The following is a 14,638-nucleotide window of genomic DNA, read 5'->3' on the forward strand; positions in this document are numbered from 1 at the left end:
CCCCAGCCGGGCCGTGCGCGCATGGGCCGCCCCGGTGATCGTGGCAATGCTCATGGGAGTATCCCCTTCCCGTTGATCCGTATGGCTGCGGTTATGCCTCCATAATACCCTGCATGGACACTAAAGTGCCCATATTGAGACTGTAAATAGACAAAAAATCTACCATTCGGCATGTGCGAACAGGGCCTAGCTGAGAGACGGAAGTGTGCGTATCGGCGGTTGCGTGCTTACCGGGGACGAAAACCGTTATCCGGAGCGGTTATTTGGGGCGGGCAGCCAGTGCATTTGCCAGTGCCTGGGCTGATGAGCCACTGCTGTTGATGCGCCAGTCTGTTTCCTTGTTGAAGTGGAACCAGGTGATTGCGGTGACGTCGCTTTGTGCTGTGAGGTAGCTGATGAGCGATGCATTCCAATTCGCTTTGGAGCCGCCCTGTTCTGCGGAGGCAGTTTCGGCGATCAGGATTTCTTTGCCCGGAGCCAATGTGCGGAGCTGGGAAAGCCCGGGGCCGAAGATTTCAGAAGGCTCCTGCCAAGTGCTCCATGAGGCTGAGGTTCCCCAGTTGTAGCCATCCAGGGCGACCGCGTCGACGTAGGAGGACCCCGGGTACAGCCCCGTCAGAGGTGTGGAGCCCCAGTAGGGAACGTTGGGGTTCCACACCCAGGTGATGTTTGATGCGCCGGTGGCTGCGACGACGTCGTGGACGTGCCGCCAAGCGGCAACATAGTCGCCGGCGGTGTTGCCGTTGATGCCTTCGGCCCAGGGGTACCAGTTGCCGTTCATTTCGTGCCCGAAGCGCAGCATCACAGGGTGGCCCCAGCTGGCCAGGGACTGTCCCCATTGGCGCAGGTAGGGATCGAAGTCGCCGGCAGTGATCCGGTCCAGGGCATAGGCGGGTTGGTTCGTGCCGCCTCCCCAGGCCCAGGGCTCCCACGTCAGGAGTGTCACCGCTCCGCGGGCTCGCACGGCTTCAAGTTCGGTCAGTGGAGGGGCCTGCTTGAAGTCCTTGTAGGAGAGGATGATCGAGGGCGCTTCACCGGCCAGGGCCGCTACTTCGTCGAGTTCGGCGGTGGCCATCGGGCCTCCGGGTGTTCCGGCTCCAAAGCGCAGGAACCCCTGGGTGGGGGCTGGAGCCGTTGGCGCGGGGATGGGGGTGGAGGTTTCCTGGGTGTCTTCGGTGATGGTGGATGGTGAGCTGTAGGTGATGGTGAAGGCGGCAGAGACTTTCGCTGTTCCGGAGGTGGCCTGGATTACGACCGTGGGGTTGTTAGTTTCGGGGATGACCAAGTCAACTTTGAAGTAGCCTGAGGCGCTGGCGGTGAACGTGACCGGGCTGGTGCCGCCGGTGATCGTACCGGGGCTTTTTTTGGGGAAGCCGGTACCGGTCACCGTCACCGATGTCCCTGCCGGACCCGAGGACGGGCTGAGGCTAATGGCCGCTGTGGCAGCCTGCGCGGCCGGAGCCATGCCGGGCAGCGCCCATACCACCAAGGCAAGCACACACGCGATGAATCGTCGTTTTTTCAAGTTTGTCTCCCCAGACTTTCAGGCCCTTTTCCCGAGGCAAGTCCAGGGATGATTGCTGGGCCGATCGGCGCAATGCCTATCAATCCTTAGCTTAGGCCAAGCACTCCCTTGAACCTGCCCGGTCAGCGCATGATGTGCGCAGGATTCTGCAAGTAAGAGCACTGTCGGTACCTGAGGGGCGGAAGTTTTGGAAAAACCCCTGGTGGAACAGCACTTCTCCTTCGCCTCGAGGCCACGTGCCGTTTCTCATCGCCAGGGGCCATCTTGCAGTTCTGCGGCACGCGGCACCGAACGAACATCGTTGGTGGACAGGTTGCGTGGCGGTACCGCTGGGTGTGGTCCTCCGTGCCGGGCGGAGGGTGTGGTTGGGTCTTTTCGTTGGGGGAACAGTGACGGCCTTGGTCTGGGTGTGACCTTGGGAGTGGGATGGAGCCGAGGTCAGCGGGGGATGATGCGGAAGAGGAACCGGGTTTTTACCATGGTCCACAGCAGGGCCAGGATCACAATGGAGGCGGCGGTGTTAATCCAGATATTCCCTTGGCGCAGGGCCGGGATGTTGGCTACGCCGATGATCATGAAGACGTGGAGGATGAAAACGTAGAGGGTGGCTTGGCCCAGGGGGATGAGGAACCAGCCCAGCGCCCGTTCCAAGGGCCTCCAGTAGGCGCTGAGCATCGCGTATCCGGTGATGATGACCAGCAGGACGTTCAGCAGCCGGCCCGGTTCCAAGCCGGTGCGGCCGAAGAAGCCGTCGTAGACGGCGCGGAAGGTCGGCTCGGGCAGCAGGGCCAGCCGGATGTCGTAGTTGTTGGAGAAGTAGGGGCTGGTCCAGGAGAAGATCGCCAGTGCCGCGGCAAGGAGTACGCACGCCCACAGCAGCGCTCTTTGGCGGGGGTGGGAGAACCAGGCCACGACCTGTCGGCGGTAGTAGCCGGCGACCATGCCCAGGACGAACAATACCTGCCAGATCAGTAACGGGAAGGAGTCTTCGAACTGGGATGGCAGTAGCCGGACCTGGGTGCTGATGCCCAGGATGTAGAGTCCCAGGCTCACCGTGAGCACTAGCCACACCATCCCACGGCTAAGCAACATCAGCACCAGCGGGCTCAGAGCCAGCAGGATCACGTATAGGCCCATGATATTGAACTGCCAGGGCCCGACCTGAAGCAGGAACAGCGCCGGGATGAGGTGATCGGGCACGGGGAACTGGAAGAATCCGGCCATGCCGGCGTAGAGGTCGTAGGCGGTGCCGGCCGCCTCGTTCCCGGCCGCCCCGGTGCCCTGGTCGGTGAACGTGGTGAGGGCGGTGGCGTTGAGGAAGGGCAGGTTGCTCAAGGCAAAAATGATCAGCACTATGACAAGGGCGGTGAGGTAGAGTTTCCACGCCCGTTTGCTGGTCCGGTCCACCACGTCTCCCAGGGCGTCCTTGGTTCGGGGTCCGTACACCAGACCCAGGACGGTTCCGGAGAGCAGCACGAAGAGTTCAGCTCCGGAAACCACCCCGATGCTCTCCTGGGTCAGTAGCTGGAAGAATGAGGTGATCCCGACGTGGTTGACGACGACAAAAATGATGGCGGCCCCGCGCAGCATGTCAATGCGGGCGTCCCGGGAAGAATTGCCAGCATGGGCCCATTCCCGCACGGGCCGCCACAAGGGCAGCAGGCACAGTGCCAGTGCTGCGGCCAGGACGGCTGCCGCGACCGTCCATGCGGTGTGACCTTCAAGCGCGGTGCCGGTGGCTACCGGCGCGACCCCGTCCAGGGTGGACTGTTCGAACATCGGGCCGGTTACCGTGCCGTTTGTCTGGAGCCCGTCCGCAAAGGCCGCGGCCAGATCGGGGGTGTGCGTCACCCGTCCGTCCAGATTGAGTGCGCCGTCCTGGCGCTGTTCGATTGTTTCGTTCCACACCACCGCGGCGATCCGGTCGTATCCGTGGCCGGGAGCAGCGAGCACCTGCTGCCACCAGAGGCGCTTGGTCTCCGCTTCCACGGGCCCGCCCTGGATACCGGGGCTATAGAAAGCCGCGGTCTCCACCATCAGCGGCTTGTCCTTGCCCGAAGCGTAGGCCGCGTAGAAGTCTTCGGCCGCCGGTGGCCCGACGGGCTCCGCATCTCCCAGCAGCGCCTTGAACTCACCGGGTGCCGGAACCGCGTTGCGGGCCGGCCCGTCACGGGTTTCGTCGTGGTAAGCGGACAGGCCGACCCAGTCGACCACGTCATCGCCCGGATAATAGGGGGCGTAGGGATCGTCGTTGAGGTTCCATTCTCCGTTGCCGTCGGTGTCCAGCGTGCCCAGTGCTCCACCTGAGGGCGCGGTCGTGGACGGGGCACGGAAGGGGTAGTCATTGGCTGCGGTCGGGGACCACACCATCACCGGATTCCCCAGCTCACTGTCCATGGCGGTCGCGATCACCCCGAACGCGTCGCGGTAAGCCTCGGGCCGCTGTCCCCACCTCACCCAGGAGGCGTTCATCTGCGGGCCGAACCGTACAAAAACCTTGCCTTCATAGCCCGTGGCCGCGTCGGCGACCTGGGCGGCCAGGGCCGAGGCCCGGGAACCGTCGATGTTCGTCAAGGGCATCGCGGGGTGGATGGTGAGCAGGGCATGGGCGCCCTGTGCCGAGACCTGTCCGAAGTAGGCGCGTAGGTGGCCCTGCTCCTGGGCGCTCATCGGCAGCGATATCGAGTGTCCGTAGAGGGCCGCAGGCGCTCCGAGACGCTTGGCATGCGCTGCGGTCGAGTCCGTGGCCCAGTCCAACAAGGCCCCCAGGAAGGGTGTTTGATCCGCCGGCGGAACAGCCCTGCCTTCCCCGGCTGCCCGCGCAGGGGCCCCCGCTGCGAGCAGTAGCGTGACGAGCAGCACAAGCAGTGAGAGGGCCCTTGGCAGGAGCGGGTACCGGCGGGAGCGGGAAGTCATGTTCTGCCTCGGGATTGGTCAGAGTAGCGAGCAGGTACCATTCTGCCCTGTCCGGGCCCCTGCTGCGCCCCTTCGGAGTGGGGCGGGACCTTCAGTGCTGCCGGAAAGCCGGTTGTGCCCTCCGCCGGCGGTCATCGGCATCTTCGAGCATGTCAGCCGTGGTATGTTCGGTTTGTTCCATGAGGACCGCGGACGGGCAAGGCTGCTTCCGCGGTGTCTTGCGGCTTGTCGGTTTTCGGTTTGAATATAGCGGCTTGGGGGCTTGGCGTGGCACGGTTTTGGACGCGCCTGATGGTGGTTCTCACGCTGATCCTGGGCGTCAACTACATCTCCTGGCGGTGGGTCGCCTCGCTGAACTGGGATGCCTGGTGGATCGCGATCCCGCTGGTTGCCGCCGAAACTTACAGCCTGATCGACGTGGGGCTGTTCGGCATGACCGTGTGGCGACTGAAGAAGCGCAAGGCCGCTGCCGCCGCGCCCTCGGAGGCGACGGTGGATGTATTCGTCACCACCTATAACGAACCGCTGGACATGGTGATGGACACCGCCTTGGCCGCCCAGGGCATCCGGTATCCGCACAGCACTTGGATCCTTGATGATGGCAACCGCCCGGAACTGCGGCAGCTGGCCGAGCAGCACGGAGTTGGCTACGTCACCCGGGGACGGGACTGGGAGAACATGCCGCGGCATGCCAAGGCCGGAAACCTGAACAACGCGCTGATGCAAACCCAAGGCGAGTTCCTGCTGATCCTGGATGCCGACCAGGTCCCTGCACCCGACATCCTGGAAAAGACCCTGGGCTATTTCAATAACCGGAGGGTCGCGCTGGTCCAGACCCCGCAATACTTCACCAATGTTCCGGCCGACGATCCTCTGGGCAGCCAGGCCCCGCTGTTTTACGGACCGATCCAGCAGGGCAAGGACGGCTGGAACGCGGCCTTCTTCTGCGGTTCCAACGCGGTGCTGCGCCGCGAGGCGCTCATGGAACTGGGGCTGCTGGGCTATGTGAAAGAAACGGAAAAGAGCATCCGCCGGGCCCTGGCCGCCTCCACCAAGGCAATCAAGCAGGCCCGGAAGGCCGCCGACGCTCACTCGCCCCTGGTCGGGGGCATGCTCGATGAGGTGGAGGCAGCCATTGGGCACGCCGGCAGGCAGCTGGAGGCCCAGGAATCCCTGAGCCAGATCACCTACGAGGTCCAGCTAAAGGTGCAGCAGGCCGTCCGCACGCTGGTCCAGGCCGATGTGCAGGCGCTGGAGGCGGACCTGGCGGAGATCGCGGCCATGGACCTGGCGGCCGTGGGCGAGTCCGGGGTGCGGGTGATCACCGAGGAAGCCGTGGATCGTCTCTCGGGGCGGGAATGGTCCCCGCTGGGTGCCATGGAATCGATCCAGGCCGTCCTGGACGCCCTGAGCGTGGAACGCAGCGGCGAGGCGCAGCCTTTGATGCCGCTGGCCACCATTTCGGTGACCGAGGACATGGCCACGGCCATGCGCATGCATGCCCGCGGCTGGCAGAGCGTCTACCACCACGAGGTCTTGGCCTACGGGTTGGCCCCCGAGGACATCGGCACCATGATGACCCAGCGTTTGCGTTGGGCGCAGGGGACCATGCAGGTGCTGCTGCGGGAAAACCCGCTCACCCAGCGGGGTCTGAAGTGGGGCCAGCGGCTGATGTATTTCGCCACGATGTGGACCTACCTCAGTGGGTTCGCCGCGGTCATCTACTTCGCCGCGCCCGTGGTCTATCTTTTGTTGGGCATCTTGCCGGTGGCTAGCCTCAGTGCCGATTTCTTTATCAGGTTCATCCCGTTCATGGTCGTGAACCAGCTGCTCTTTGCCGTGGCCGGGCGCGGCATTCCCACGTGGCGGGGCCAGCAGTACAGCCTGGCGCTGTTCCCGACATGGATCAAGGCCTGCACCACCGCGGCGCGCAACGTCTGGTTCGGGCGCCCCCTGGGGTTCGCCGTCACTCCCAAGGACCGCCAGGAGGGCGGGCCGCGCTGGAGCCTGATCCGGCCGCAGATCACGGTGGCGGTGCTGCTGGCGTTCGCCGCGATTGCGGGGATATTGCGCCTTGCCGCGGGTCTGGCCGAACCGGTCGGTACGCTGGTGAACGTTGCCTGGGTCGTTTTCGACCTGCTGGTGCTCAGCGTCCTATTCAAGGCCGTGCGGTATCGGGGCTATGAGCCCGGCGACAAGTAGCACGATCCACCACACGCGTCGCCGGATTGACCGGTGGAATACAGAAAGGAAGCTCGATGGAGCTTAGCCACAAGGCCAACGGTTCGTACACGGAGGTGCTGGCCTCCGGGAGATTGAACATGGTTTCGGCCCCCAACCTCAGGACGTATGTGGACGAGGTCGTGGCCACCGGCGCGAGCCGCATCGTGGTGAACCTGGCCCAGACCACCTTCATGGATTCCTCCGGGCTCGGTGCACTGATCGGATGCCTGAAGGCGGCCCGGCAGGCCGGCGGGGACCTTCGGATCGCGGCTGTGCAGCCGCAGGTGAAGATGGTCCTGGAACTGACCAGCATGGACCGGGTGCTGACCTCGTATGCCTCGGCCCAGGAGGCCTTCGGGAATGAATAACTTGATTGCACACCGCAGCTTCCGCCGCCAAGCCCTCCCGGAGTCCATCGAAGAGGCCCACGTCCTGCTCGACGAGCTCTGGACGGACGCGCCCTTCGTTCCGGAGATGGACCGCATGACCTTTGCCACCGCGGTAATAGAGGCCGCTTCCAACATCGTCCAGCACGCCCAGCCCCAATTCCCCACGCCCGTGGAACTGGGGGTTGAGATCGAGGTGCGGACCCAATGCCTGCGGGCAGAAATCAGCGCCTTCGGTGCCATCGATCCGCAACTGGATTCCAAGGGCCGGGAGATGCCTGGCCCCGATGCCGAGTCGGGTCGTGGCTTGGCCTTGATTCGGGCCTTGGTCACCACCATGACCTTCGTCCGCCATGACGACACCAACACCTGGGTCTTGTCCCGGGATTCAAACCCGCAGCCATGAGCCACGGGTTTCCATGACCCCGGAGGGATCCCGGCCCGCGCCGGGGTCCCTCCGGGGCGGGAAACAAACGTCACCCCTTGAGGAAAGAGAAAAAACCTTTGCATCATCCCCAGGCACCATCCGTGACGGAGCGGGACCGCGTCGAGGCGCTGCACCGCCTGAACCTGCTTGAATCGTCCCCCGAGGAGCGTTTTGACAGGATTACGCGGGCGGCCCGGGAACTTTTTAGCGTGCCGATGGCGGTGGTGACCCTGGTGGACTCGGGCAGCACCGTGGTGAAGTCCCCGCCGGAACTGCATCCCACGGTGGTCCCGCGCGAGGAATCCTTCTGCAGCACCGCCATCGCGGCCCCGAGGATTTTGGTGGTGCCCGACGCGAGGGCCGATGAGCGGTTTGCCGGGCTTCCGAGCGTGGATGGCTCAATGGGGATCCGGTTTTACGCGGGACGGCCACTGAACGCCGGTCCGGGGATGCGCGTGGGCACCCTGTGTCTCTACGACACCCGCCCGCGTGACATGAGCCCCGAACAGCTGGTCCAGCTTGAAGAGCTTGGTGCCTGGGCCGAGGCTGAGCTGCAGGACTCTGCCGACCGCGACCGCGCCCGAAGCGTGCAGCAGGCGCTGATGCCGGCCGAGGGCGGGAACGGCCGCGGATACGAGGCCGCGGGAATGTTCCTGCCCAAGTCCGAAGTCGGCGGGGACTTCTACTCGTGGCGTGAACGCGAGAACAATCTTTGCCTGGCTATCGCCGATGCCATGGGCAAGGGCACCGCGGCCGCGTTGATGGCAGCCACCGTCCGCAGCGCGATCCTCAACGCTGCTGGCACCGACCCCGGCACGACACTTGATAGTGCCAGCGTGCTGCTCGCCCGCGACCTCGAGGCGACCTCCACCTTTGCCACGGCCTTCCTCGCCACACTTGATCTGGAAACCGGGACACTGCGCTACGCCGACGCCGGCCACGGGCTAAGCATGATCGTCTCACCGGACGGAACATACACCCGCCTGCACGGCGCCGGGCTGCCGCTGGGACTTGGCGAGCCCGGCTCCTGGATGACCCACACCGCGGCGCTGCAACCTGGCGACACGCTAGCCACCTTCACCGACGGGGTCCTTGACCTCTTCGACGGCTCCTTGGCGTCCCTCGATGAGATCGCCGCACTGGTCGCGACCGCGCAGCCCGCACAGTCCATCAACGTCCTGCGGCGGCTCAACGGACGGGCAGCGCCCGATGATGACCTTACCGCACTCATCGTCCGGCGCCTGGGCGCCGACGCCACGGAACCTGCAAAGGGAAATGGGTCGTGAGTTCAAGGCCAGCGCGCGTCCTGGTGGGGCTTGATGAGCTTTCGCCGTTGCGCAAGCAAATCCCGTTTGCGCTGTTGTTCCTCGCGGCAGTGTTCATGAGCCTTGGCGTCCCGACGCTGGTCGTCACCGATGCCTGGGTGCTGCTGGTCGGGACGGTATTGGTGGCCATCGGGACGGTGCTGGCGGCGGTCTTCAGCCGCCCCGCCCTGTTGCGCTTTGCCACTATCGTGCCCGCCTTGGACTTTGTCGCCGCCGGTTTCCTGCGTCACGCCACGGATGATTCCCACTCCATTTTTTCTTCCCTGGTTTTGCTGCCGGTCCTCTGGTTTGCCTCCAAGGAAGGGTGGCGTTACGTCGGCTACGCGGTCCTCGGGGCACTTTTGACCCTCGTGGTGCCCTTCGCCCTGGGGGCCCAAGCGGCAGATAATCCCAACGAGTTCGCCCGTGGCATCTACAGCACCCTGGTCTTCGGATTTGCCGCGCTGGTGGTCAACACCTTGGTCGCCCGGGCCCGCCGGCATTTGGGCTCCGCCCGACAGGAAGCGGCTTCGGCCTCTGAGGAATTGAGCCAAGCTGCGCAGATCCAGAAGTTCTTGTTGCCCAAGGAAGCGGCGCTTTTGGACGGCTATGAAACCGCCGGGGCGTGCATCCCCTCCAAGGCGGTCGGCGGAGACTTCTTCGACTGGTACGCCATCGACGGTGGTCTGGGCTTCACCCTGAGCGACGTCATGGGCAAGGGCGCCGGGGCCGGCATGATAGCTGCCACCACGCGCGCTGTCATCCGCAGCGCCCGCAGGAACGAGGACCCGGTGACGGCGCTGGTGCTGACCTCGGACTGCCTGGCCACCGAACTGAGCCAGGCCGCGGCGTTCGCCACCTTGTTCCATGCCAGGCTGCGCGCCGCGGACGGCCGGGTCGTCTTCTCCGACGCTGGCCACGGCCTGAGTCTGCTGGTGCGGGCCGACAAGAGCTGGGAGCGGTTGTCCTCCAATGAGATGCCCGTCGGGCTGATGCCCGAGGCAACGTGGACGTCGCGGGAAATCTTCCTCGCGCCCGGGGACATGATCGTGAGCTTCAGCGATGGGGTGCTGGATCTCTATGACGGCACGCTGGGCGCCATCCCCGAGGTCGCCAAGCTCTCGTGCAGTGCCGGGTCGGCCCAGGATATCGTGAACGCGGTCCGCAAGCTGGCTTCGGGAGCCAGCAACCCGGACGATGTCACGGTGCTGGCCGTGCGCCGTTCCGAGCCGAACACCGCCGCCCACAGCCACGACTCCGGGACGCGTGCCATGTCATCGGTATTCCAGGTTTAGCAGAGACGGTCAGCCCCGGGGGTCCTGCTCGAGCTCGAGCAGGACCTTCTTCGTTTTCCGTCCCCAGGGTGTCCGCCCAGGGGCCCGATCACACACCGCAGTGCCCGGTGTCGGGACACCATGAGCGGCAGTGGGTTGGTGGCACACGTGGCTCCCACCGACCGAACCGCCGCCTGATGACCGATGGACGCCCGGTGGCGGTTCGGTGGTCGCGGCAAGTTCCCTGTAGCTCACGGGGTGCTCGTACCCGATCGAGGGCACTGCCCGCTGCATCTCCAAGCGGTATCCGCTGCTGGGCCGGTAATCCAGCCCCAGCTCGAACCCGAAGCGCCGGAGGGCGAAGTATTCCACGCGCTGCCGCGCGATAGCATCCTGCAGGGCAAGATGTCCCCGGGCCGGGGCCGTGATGCGGCACAGCAGACTGATTGTGTGGCGGATCCTGCCGGAATCTGCCAGGAGCCAAGGGACCCGATCGCAGGACGAATTCCACGCATCGGCCCATCACCAGCGTGCTGGTATGGGCAATACCTACGAATTCCTGAATCCACCAGCCCCGGCCCTCGGGAGGCCGTGTCATGCCAGACTGCAGAGGAAGCCCTGGCCAGGATGAGGGGCAATCCCCGACGGGCACGGACCGACAGGCCCACCAGATGAGGGGTTCGATGATGAAGGAGCAGGGACCGGGCCGCGGGGGTGCCGCGGGTTTTTACGATTGGGCATTCCACGCGTGGTCTTGAGGAAGTGCTGGACATGTTGCGTGCCAGTGGGGTGAGCGAGTTGGTGGATGTCCGTTCCTTTCCGTCATCGCGGAAGTTCCCGCAGTGGAACCAGGACGCGATCAAGGAGGCGTTGCGCGCAGATCGGGTACCGGTGGATCCGGGATCTGGGCGGACGCAGGGACACGCTCGCCGGCGTGGAGACCCCGAACGTGGGGTGGAGGGTTAAGGCCTTTCGGGACTATGCCGACTACATGGCCAGCCCGTGGGAATCGGTCCGCGGCAGGCAGGGCGGATGGTTGGTCTGGTGGGCGAGGGGGTGCCGTGGTGGCGGGTTGTTTCTGCCGATGGCACACCGGCAGCCTGTCACGGCGGGGAAGCCCGTGCGCTGCTTGAGGACGAAGGGGTTCCGTTCCGCAATGATCGCATCGACATGGCCAAGACCCGCGGCACAGGGACCGGGTAGTCGGGCCGGAACCTGCGTGGCCACAACTGGACAACTGGGAACGAAACCTATCGCTCGGAGTCCCATTCCAGTCTCGACCATTGACCCGGGGAGTGGCTTACCTCAGTGCGTCTTGGGGACTTTCCGTGCGTATCCGGCCAGGGGGACTGCGGCGTCGGCGGCGTGTTTGTGGATGACTTGGTAGCTGTAGCCCAAGGCGTTTGCTACCAAGGTCGGTTGGAGTTCCTGCACGAGGCTTCGCAGCGTGCTGTTTCGTGCCCCGCCCGGGTCGATGCCCAGGGTGCGGAGTTGGACCAGCATGCTGTCGGCGTGGATGTGCTGTCCGGGCATGGTGCCGGGGAAGAGCCAGGGGCTGGCGCCATTGCCGGTCTGTTGATTGGGGCGGTGGGCGAGGTAGCCCCAAAACATCGGTGCAACCTGCGCGGGAACGAGCACCGGGATGTTGCCCAGGTTCAGATGCAGCCCATCCGGTTGTGTCTGCAGGTCCGAACATCTCAACGCAGCAATCTTCCCGATGGGCTGGCCATAGAGCAGCAGGATTAGGGCCGCGACTCGGGGTGCCAGGGGCAAGTGGCCGGACTCCAAACAGTGGCGGATGAGGTCAATACGTTGCTGCTGGGTGATCAGGGGCCTCGTGGCCGGGTAGCGGTGCGGGACCTCCAGCGTGGCCGTTTCATGATTCTTGACAAGCCAGACGATGAAGGTGCCGATAGAGTGCCGGGTGGAGGGTCCCTCGGAGAGGTATTCGTCCAGGTGTCCTTGCCGCAGGTCGGCAATGGTCAGTCCGTATTCGACGCCGAGCCAGGCAAGGAACTTCCCGGATTCGGTGATCTCCTGCTTCGCCGAGCGGACTGCCGCGCTCAAGTCCCGGCCTTGGCTGGTCAGGGAGCGGAACCGTTTGAGGTGGTGCCAGGTGGCGAACCGTTCGATGGGGGACTGGATCGTTGGGGTGTTTGCCAAATCGCCGATGCGGGTGGCCAGCCATCGTTCGAAGGTTGCCAGTTGGCGGTCCCGCTCCGGGAGCATGCCGTGCAAGATGAGTAATTCCCGCAGGTGTTCAACCGACCGGTTGCCGGGGAGGGCGTCAAAGGATTCGTGGGTGAGCGCGAGGTTGCGGGTGCCGAGTCTGGCCAGGAGTTCTTGGGGATTCTCCCCGCGCATCCACGTGTAGATGCTCTCCGGGCGTTCGACCTCCGCCAAGACGTTGATCAGGGCCTTGAGGCGCAGGTCCGGGGGACTGTGCGGTTTCAGGAGCATCTCCAGGTCCGTGCGCAGCACGCAGCGGATGCAGTGGCCGGCACGGAAACGCTCGGCCTCGGCGCCGCAGCTGTCGCAGGTCATGTTGGTACTGATGCCGGCGCAGTCCCGGCAGATGCTCTCACCCTCGGCCTTCCCGGGTAGCAGCCTGTCTTCTGCGCATCCGGGGCAGACTCCCCGCGTCCGCAAGGCGGTGGTGAAGCAGATCCCGCAAATGGGACCATCTGGCCACTTCACCCGGATTTTGGCGGCCATGCGGCCGCACCTGGCGCACCGGTGCCCGCCCTCGGACCGGGGCCGGCCACGGGGCCCGGGTCTAGTCCTCGTCAAGGATCCTCGCCCTGACGGGTTTGTAGGCGTCGGCGAACCGGACGACGTTTGCCCCCGAGGCCGCGGCCTGCTGCCGGCGTTCGTTCCGCGAGTTCGTGGCGGTGAAGGTGAACAGCTCGTTAGCCTCGACGCCGAAGATGTCGCAGAGCGCGGCCAGGAGCTGGAAGGAGATGCGTTCGGGCTCCTGGCCGACCATGCGGTAGATCTGGGACTCTGACAGGGTGATGCCCCGCTCCCGCAGCGGTCCCACCAGTTCCCGGGTGTTGCGCATACCGTGCCGTGCCATCAGTTCCCGGGCCCGCCACCGGTATTCGATGTCCCGCTTCATTCTCTTTTCTCCTTGGGTTTGACGGCCTTCTCGATCATGTCCTCGAGCACACGGTTGAGCTCGCTGGTCTGGTAATCGCTGGAGACCGATGTGTAGAGCGAGGTGGTCGAGGCATGTTCGTGGCCGACCTGCCGCTGGACAAAGGTGTGGTCGAAGCCGAAGTGTTCAAAGAGGTGTGTGACGTAGGAGCGGCGCAGGGAATGGATGTCCAGTCCGGGCGGATAGCCGAGTTCCTCGATGTAGTCGCGGAAGCGGCGGTGCAGGTTGGACTTGGGAACGGGCAGGCCGGTGGCCGTGGGAAAGATTTCCGACACCATCGGCGCCAACCATGGCAGGCCGGTCCGGATCCAGGCGTCCAGGACACCGGGGGACCAGTCAAAGACCGTGAGCACCGAGCGCCTCTTGGGTGGGGAACCGCGCTGGGCCTTGCCGTACCTGACCTGCAGAACACCGAAATCGCCGAACTGGGGTGCCCTGCGGTTCCGGGGAAAGTCCACGGTCTGCAGGTGCGTGACCTCGTTGGCCCGCAAACCCCACGCGTAGGCGGTCTTGAACACGGTGGCGTCCCGGTAGGCGGCGACGGCGCCCTTGCGTCCCGAGGAAAGGACCCTGTCGACCTCGAGGTCGGCCAGGTCGAAGAATCCTTGGAGCTCGGCCCGGGTGAAGGGCCTCTTGGTGGGCGCCTGTTCGTTGCTCTGGGCGTGGCGTGCGCGGTTGAATTCCGTGATGATCTGGGAGGGGGAGCTGCCAAAGCCCTGGATACAGAGACGGTCCCATTCGTAGGCCGGATCGGTCAGGAAATCGCAGAACACCTTCACATGGGTCTGGTAGGCGCGGATGGTGGCGTACGCCAGGTTCAGGATGGAACGCTCATGGGCGAAGAATTCGTCGGCATCGCCGAGGGTCCATTCCCAGGGGAAATGTCCGGTGTGGTCGACGAACCGGCGGACCAGCCGTTCCCGTCCCCGGATCGTGGCGGCGGTGAAATTTCGGGCCAGCTGCTGGTGTTCCCACCCCGTGAGCATGTCCTCGAACACCGCGTCGGCGGAGGTGGCACCCTGACGCAACGGAAGCCTGATCAGCCGTCCCTGTTCAGGATCCATCATGACTCCGATGCGTTCGCAAATTCTGCTCTTAGAATGCACAAAACGCGAACCCGAGTCAAGGGAACCACGGGAATCCAAGGCTCAGGGGGCCTCGACGGCACCGGCAAACCGTCGATGCCCATCGCCCGAGGCATCACGCTTCCGGTATACCCCAGCAGGTCGCGATCCATGTCGCGACGGGTTTTTCTGCTTCAAGAGCCCAGCGACGCGGACGCCATATCACCGAGTCCTATGTCCGGTCTCAGTATTGTTGGCAACGCTGACGTGGGGTTTTGCCATGTTTAGTGAGACAGATCTGGTCATTTTCGTCTCAATGAAGTTGGCAATTCCGTATTTGGGTTGGGCGACGCAGTTCCCTA

The 14,638-nt window shown here is 64.6% G+C and carries 11 protein-coding genes; 6 read left to right on the forward strand and 5 right to left on the reverse strand.

Features of this window, described 5'->3' with window-relative positions:
- Positions 1 to 259 precede the first annotated feature (259 nt).
- Both DQ353_RS20560 and opgC read right to left on the reverse strand, forming a co-directional pair.
- The gene (locus tag DQ353_RS20560; RefSeq protein WP_286166947.1) at positions 260 to 1,525 is read right to left on the reverse strand and encodes a glycosyl hydrolase; all 1,266 of its coding nucleotides are present in this window, start codon (positions 1,523 to 1,525) and stop codon (positions 260 to 262) included.
- A 438-nt stretch (positions 1,526 to 1,963) separates the two neighbouring features.
- Complete coding sequence (opgC, locus tag DQ353_RS20565; RefSeq protein ID WP_113765049.1) at positions 1,964 to 4,441, reverse strand: OpgC domain-containing protein; 2,478 nt, start codon at positions 4,439 to 4,441, stop codon at positions 1,964 to 1,966.
- 267 nt (positions 4,442 to 4,708) lie between these two features.
- On the opposite strand from opgC, the gene DQ353_RS20570 reads away from it, so the two are divergent.
- The 6 genes from DQ353_RS20570 to DQ353_RS22665 all read left to right on the forward strand — a co-directional run bounded on the left by DQ353_RS20570 (position 4,709) and on the right by DQ353_RS22665 (position 11,021).
- Positions 4,709 to 6,643 (forward strand): glycosyltransferase family 2 protein, encoded by a 1,935-nt coding sequence (locus tag DQ353_RS20570; protein ID WP_113765050.1) that lies wholly within the window; start codon positions 4,709 to 4,711, stop codon positions 6,641 to 6,643.
- A 56-nt stretch (positions 6,644 to 6,699) separates the two neighbouring features.
- Complete coding sequence (locus DQ353_RS20575) at positions 6,700 to 7,032, forward strand: STAS domain-containing protein (RefSeq protein WP_113765051.1); 333 nt, start codon at positions 6,700 to 6,702, stop codon at positions 7,030 to 7,032.
- A complete protein-coding gene (locus DQ353_RS20580) occupies positions 7,025 to 7,456 on the forward strand; it encodes an ATP-binding protein (RefSeq protein WP_113765052.1) in 432 nt (143 codons plus the stop codon). The genes DQ353_RS20575 and DQ353_RS20580 overlap by 8 nt, the downstream gene beginning before the upstream one ends.
- Before the next feature lie 122 nt (positions 7,457 to 7,578).
- Positions 7,579 to 8,763, forward strand: coding sequence for a PP2C family protein-serine/threonine phosphatase (locus DQ353_RS20585; RefSeq protein ID WP_181578542.1), 1,185 nt, complete (start codon positions 7,579 to 7,581; stop codon positions 8,761 to 8,763).
- Positions 8,760 to 10,076 carry a PP2C family protein-serine/threonine phosphatase gene (locus DQ353_RS20590; RefSeq protein ID WP_286166948.1) on the forward strand — a complete coding sequence of 439 codons (1,317 nt, stop codon included), beginning with the start codon at positions 8,760 to 8,762 and terminating at the stop codon, positions 10,074 to 10,076. The genes DQ353_RS20585 and DQ353_RS20590 overlap by 4 nt, the downstream gene beginning before the upstream one ends.
- Positions 10,077 to 10,817: 741 nt before the next feature.
- Positions 10,818 to 11,021 (forward strand): DUF488 family protein, encoded by a 204-nt coding sequence (locus tag DQ353_RS22665; RefSeq protein ID WP_502696417.1) that lies wholly within the window; start codon positions 10,818 to 10,820, stop codon positions 11,019 to 11,021.
- A gap of 339 nt (positions 11,022 to 11,360) precedes the next feature.
- Here DQ353_RS22665 and DQ353_RS20605 read toward each other — a convergent pair whose 3' ends face one another.
- The 3 genes from DQ353_RS20605 to DQ353_RS20615 all read right to left on the reverse strand — a co-directional run bounded on the left by DQ353_RS20605 (position 11,361) and on the right by DQ353_RS20615 (position 14,279).
- Positions 11,361 to 12,599: a site-specific integrase gene (locus DQ353_RS20605; protein WP_286166950.1), complete on the reverse strand. Its 1,239-nt coding sequence runs from the start codon at positions 12,597 to 12,599 to the stop codon at positions 11,361 to 11,363.
- Between the two features lie 232 nt (positions 12,600 to 12,831).
- On the reverse strand, positions 12,832 to 13,173 hold the full coding sequence (locus DQ353_RS20610) for a helix-turn-helix domain-containing protein (protein WP_113765056.1): 342 nt from the start codon (positions 13,171 to 13,173) through the stop codon (positions 12,832 to 12,834).
- Complete coding sequence (locus DQ353_RS20615; RefSeq protein ID WP_286166951.1) at positions 13,170 to 14,279, reverse strand: tyrosine-type recombinase/integrase; 1,110 nt, start codon at positions 14,277 to 14,279, stop codon at positions 13,170 to 13,172. Before DQ353_RS20615 ends, DQ353_RS20610 begins: the two co-directional genes overlap by 4 nt.
- Positions 14,280 to 14,638 lie beyond the last annotated feature (359 nt).

Origin of the sequence: Arthrobacter sp. AQ5-05 (assembly GCF_003287975.1) — a bacterium.
Classification (GTDB): Bacteria; Actinomycetota; Actinomycetes; order Actinomycetales; family Micrococcaceae; genus Paeniglutamicibacter.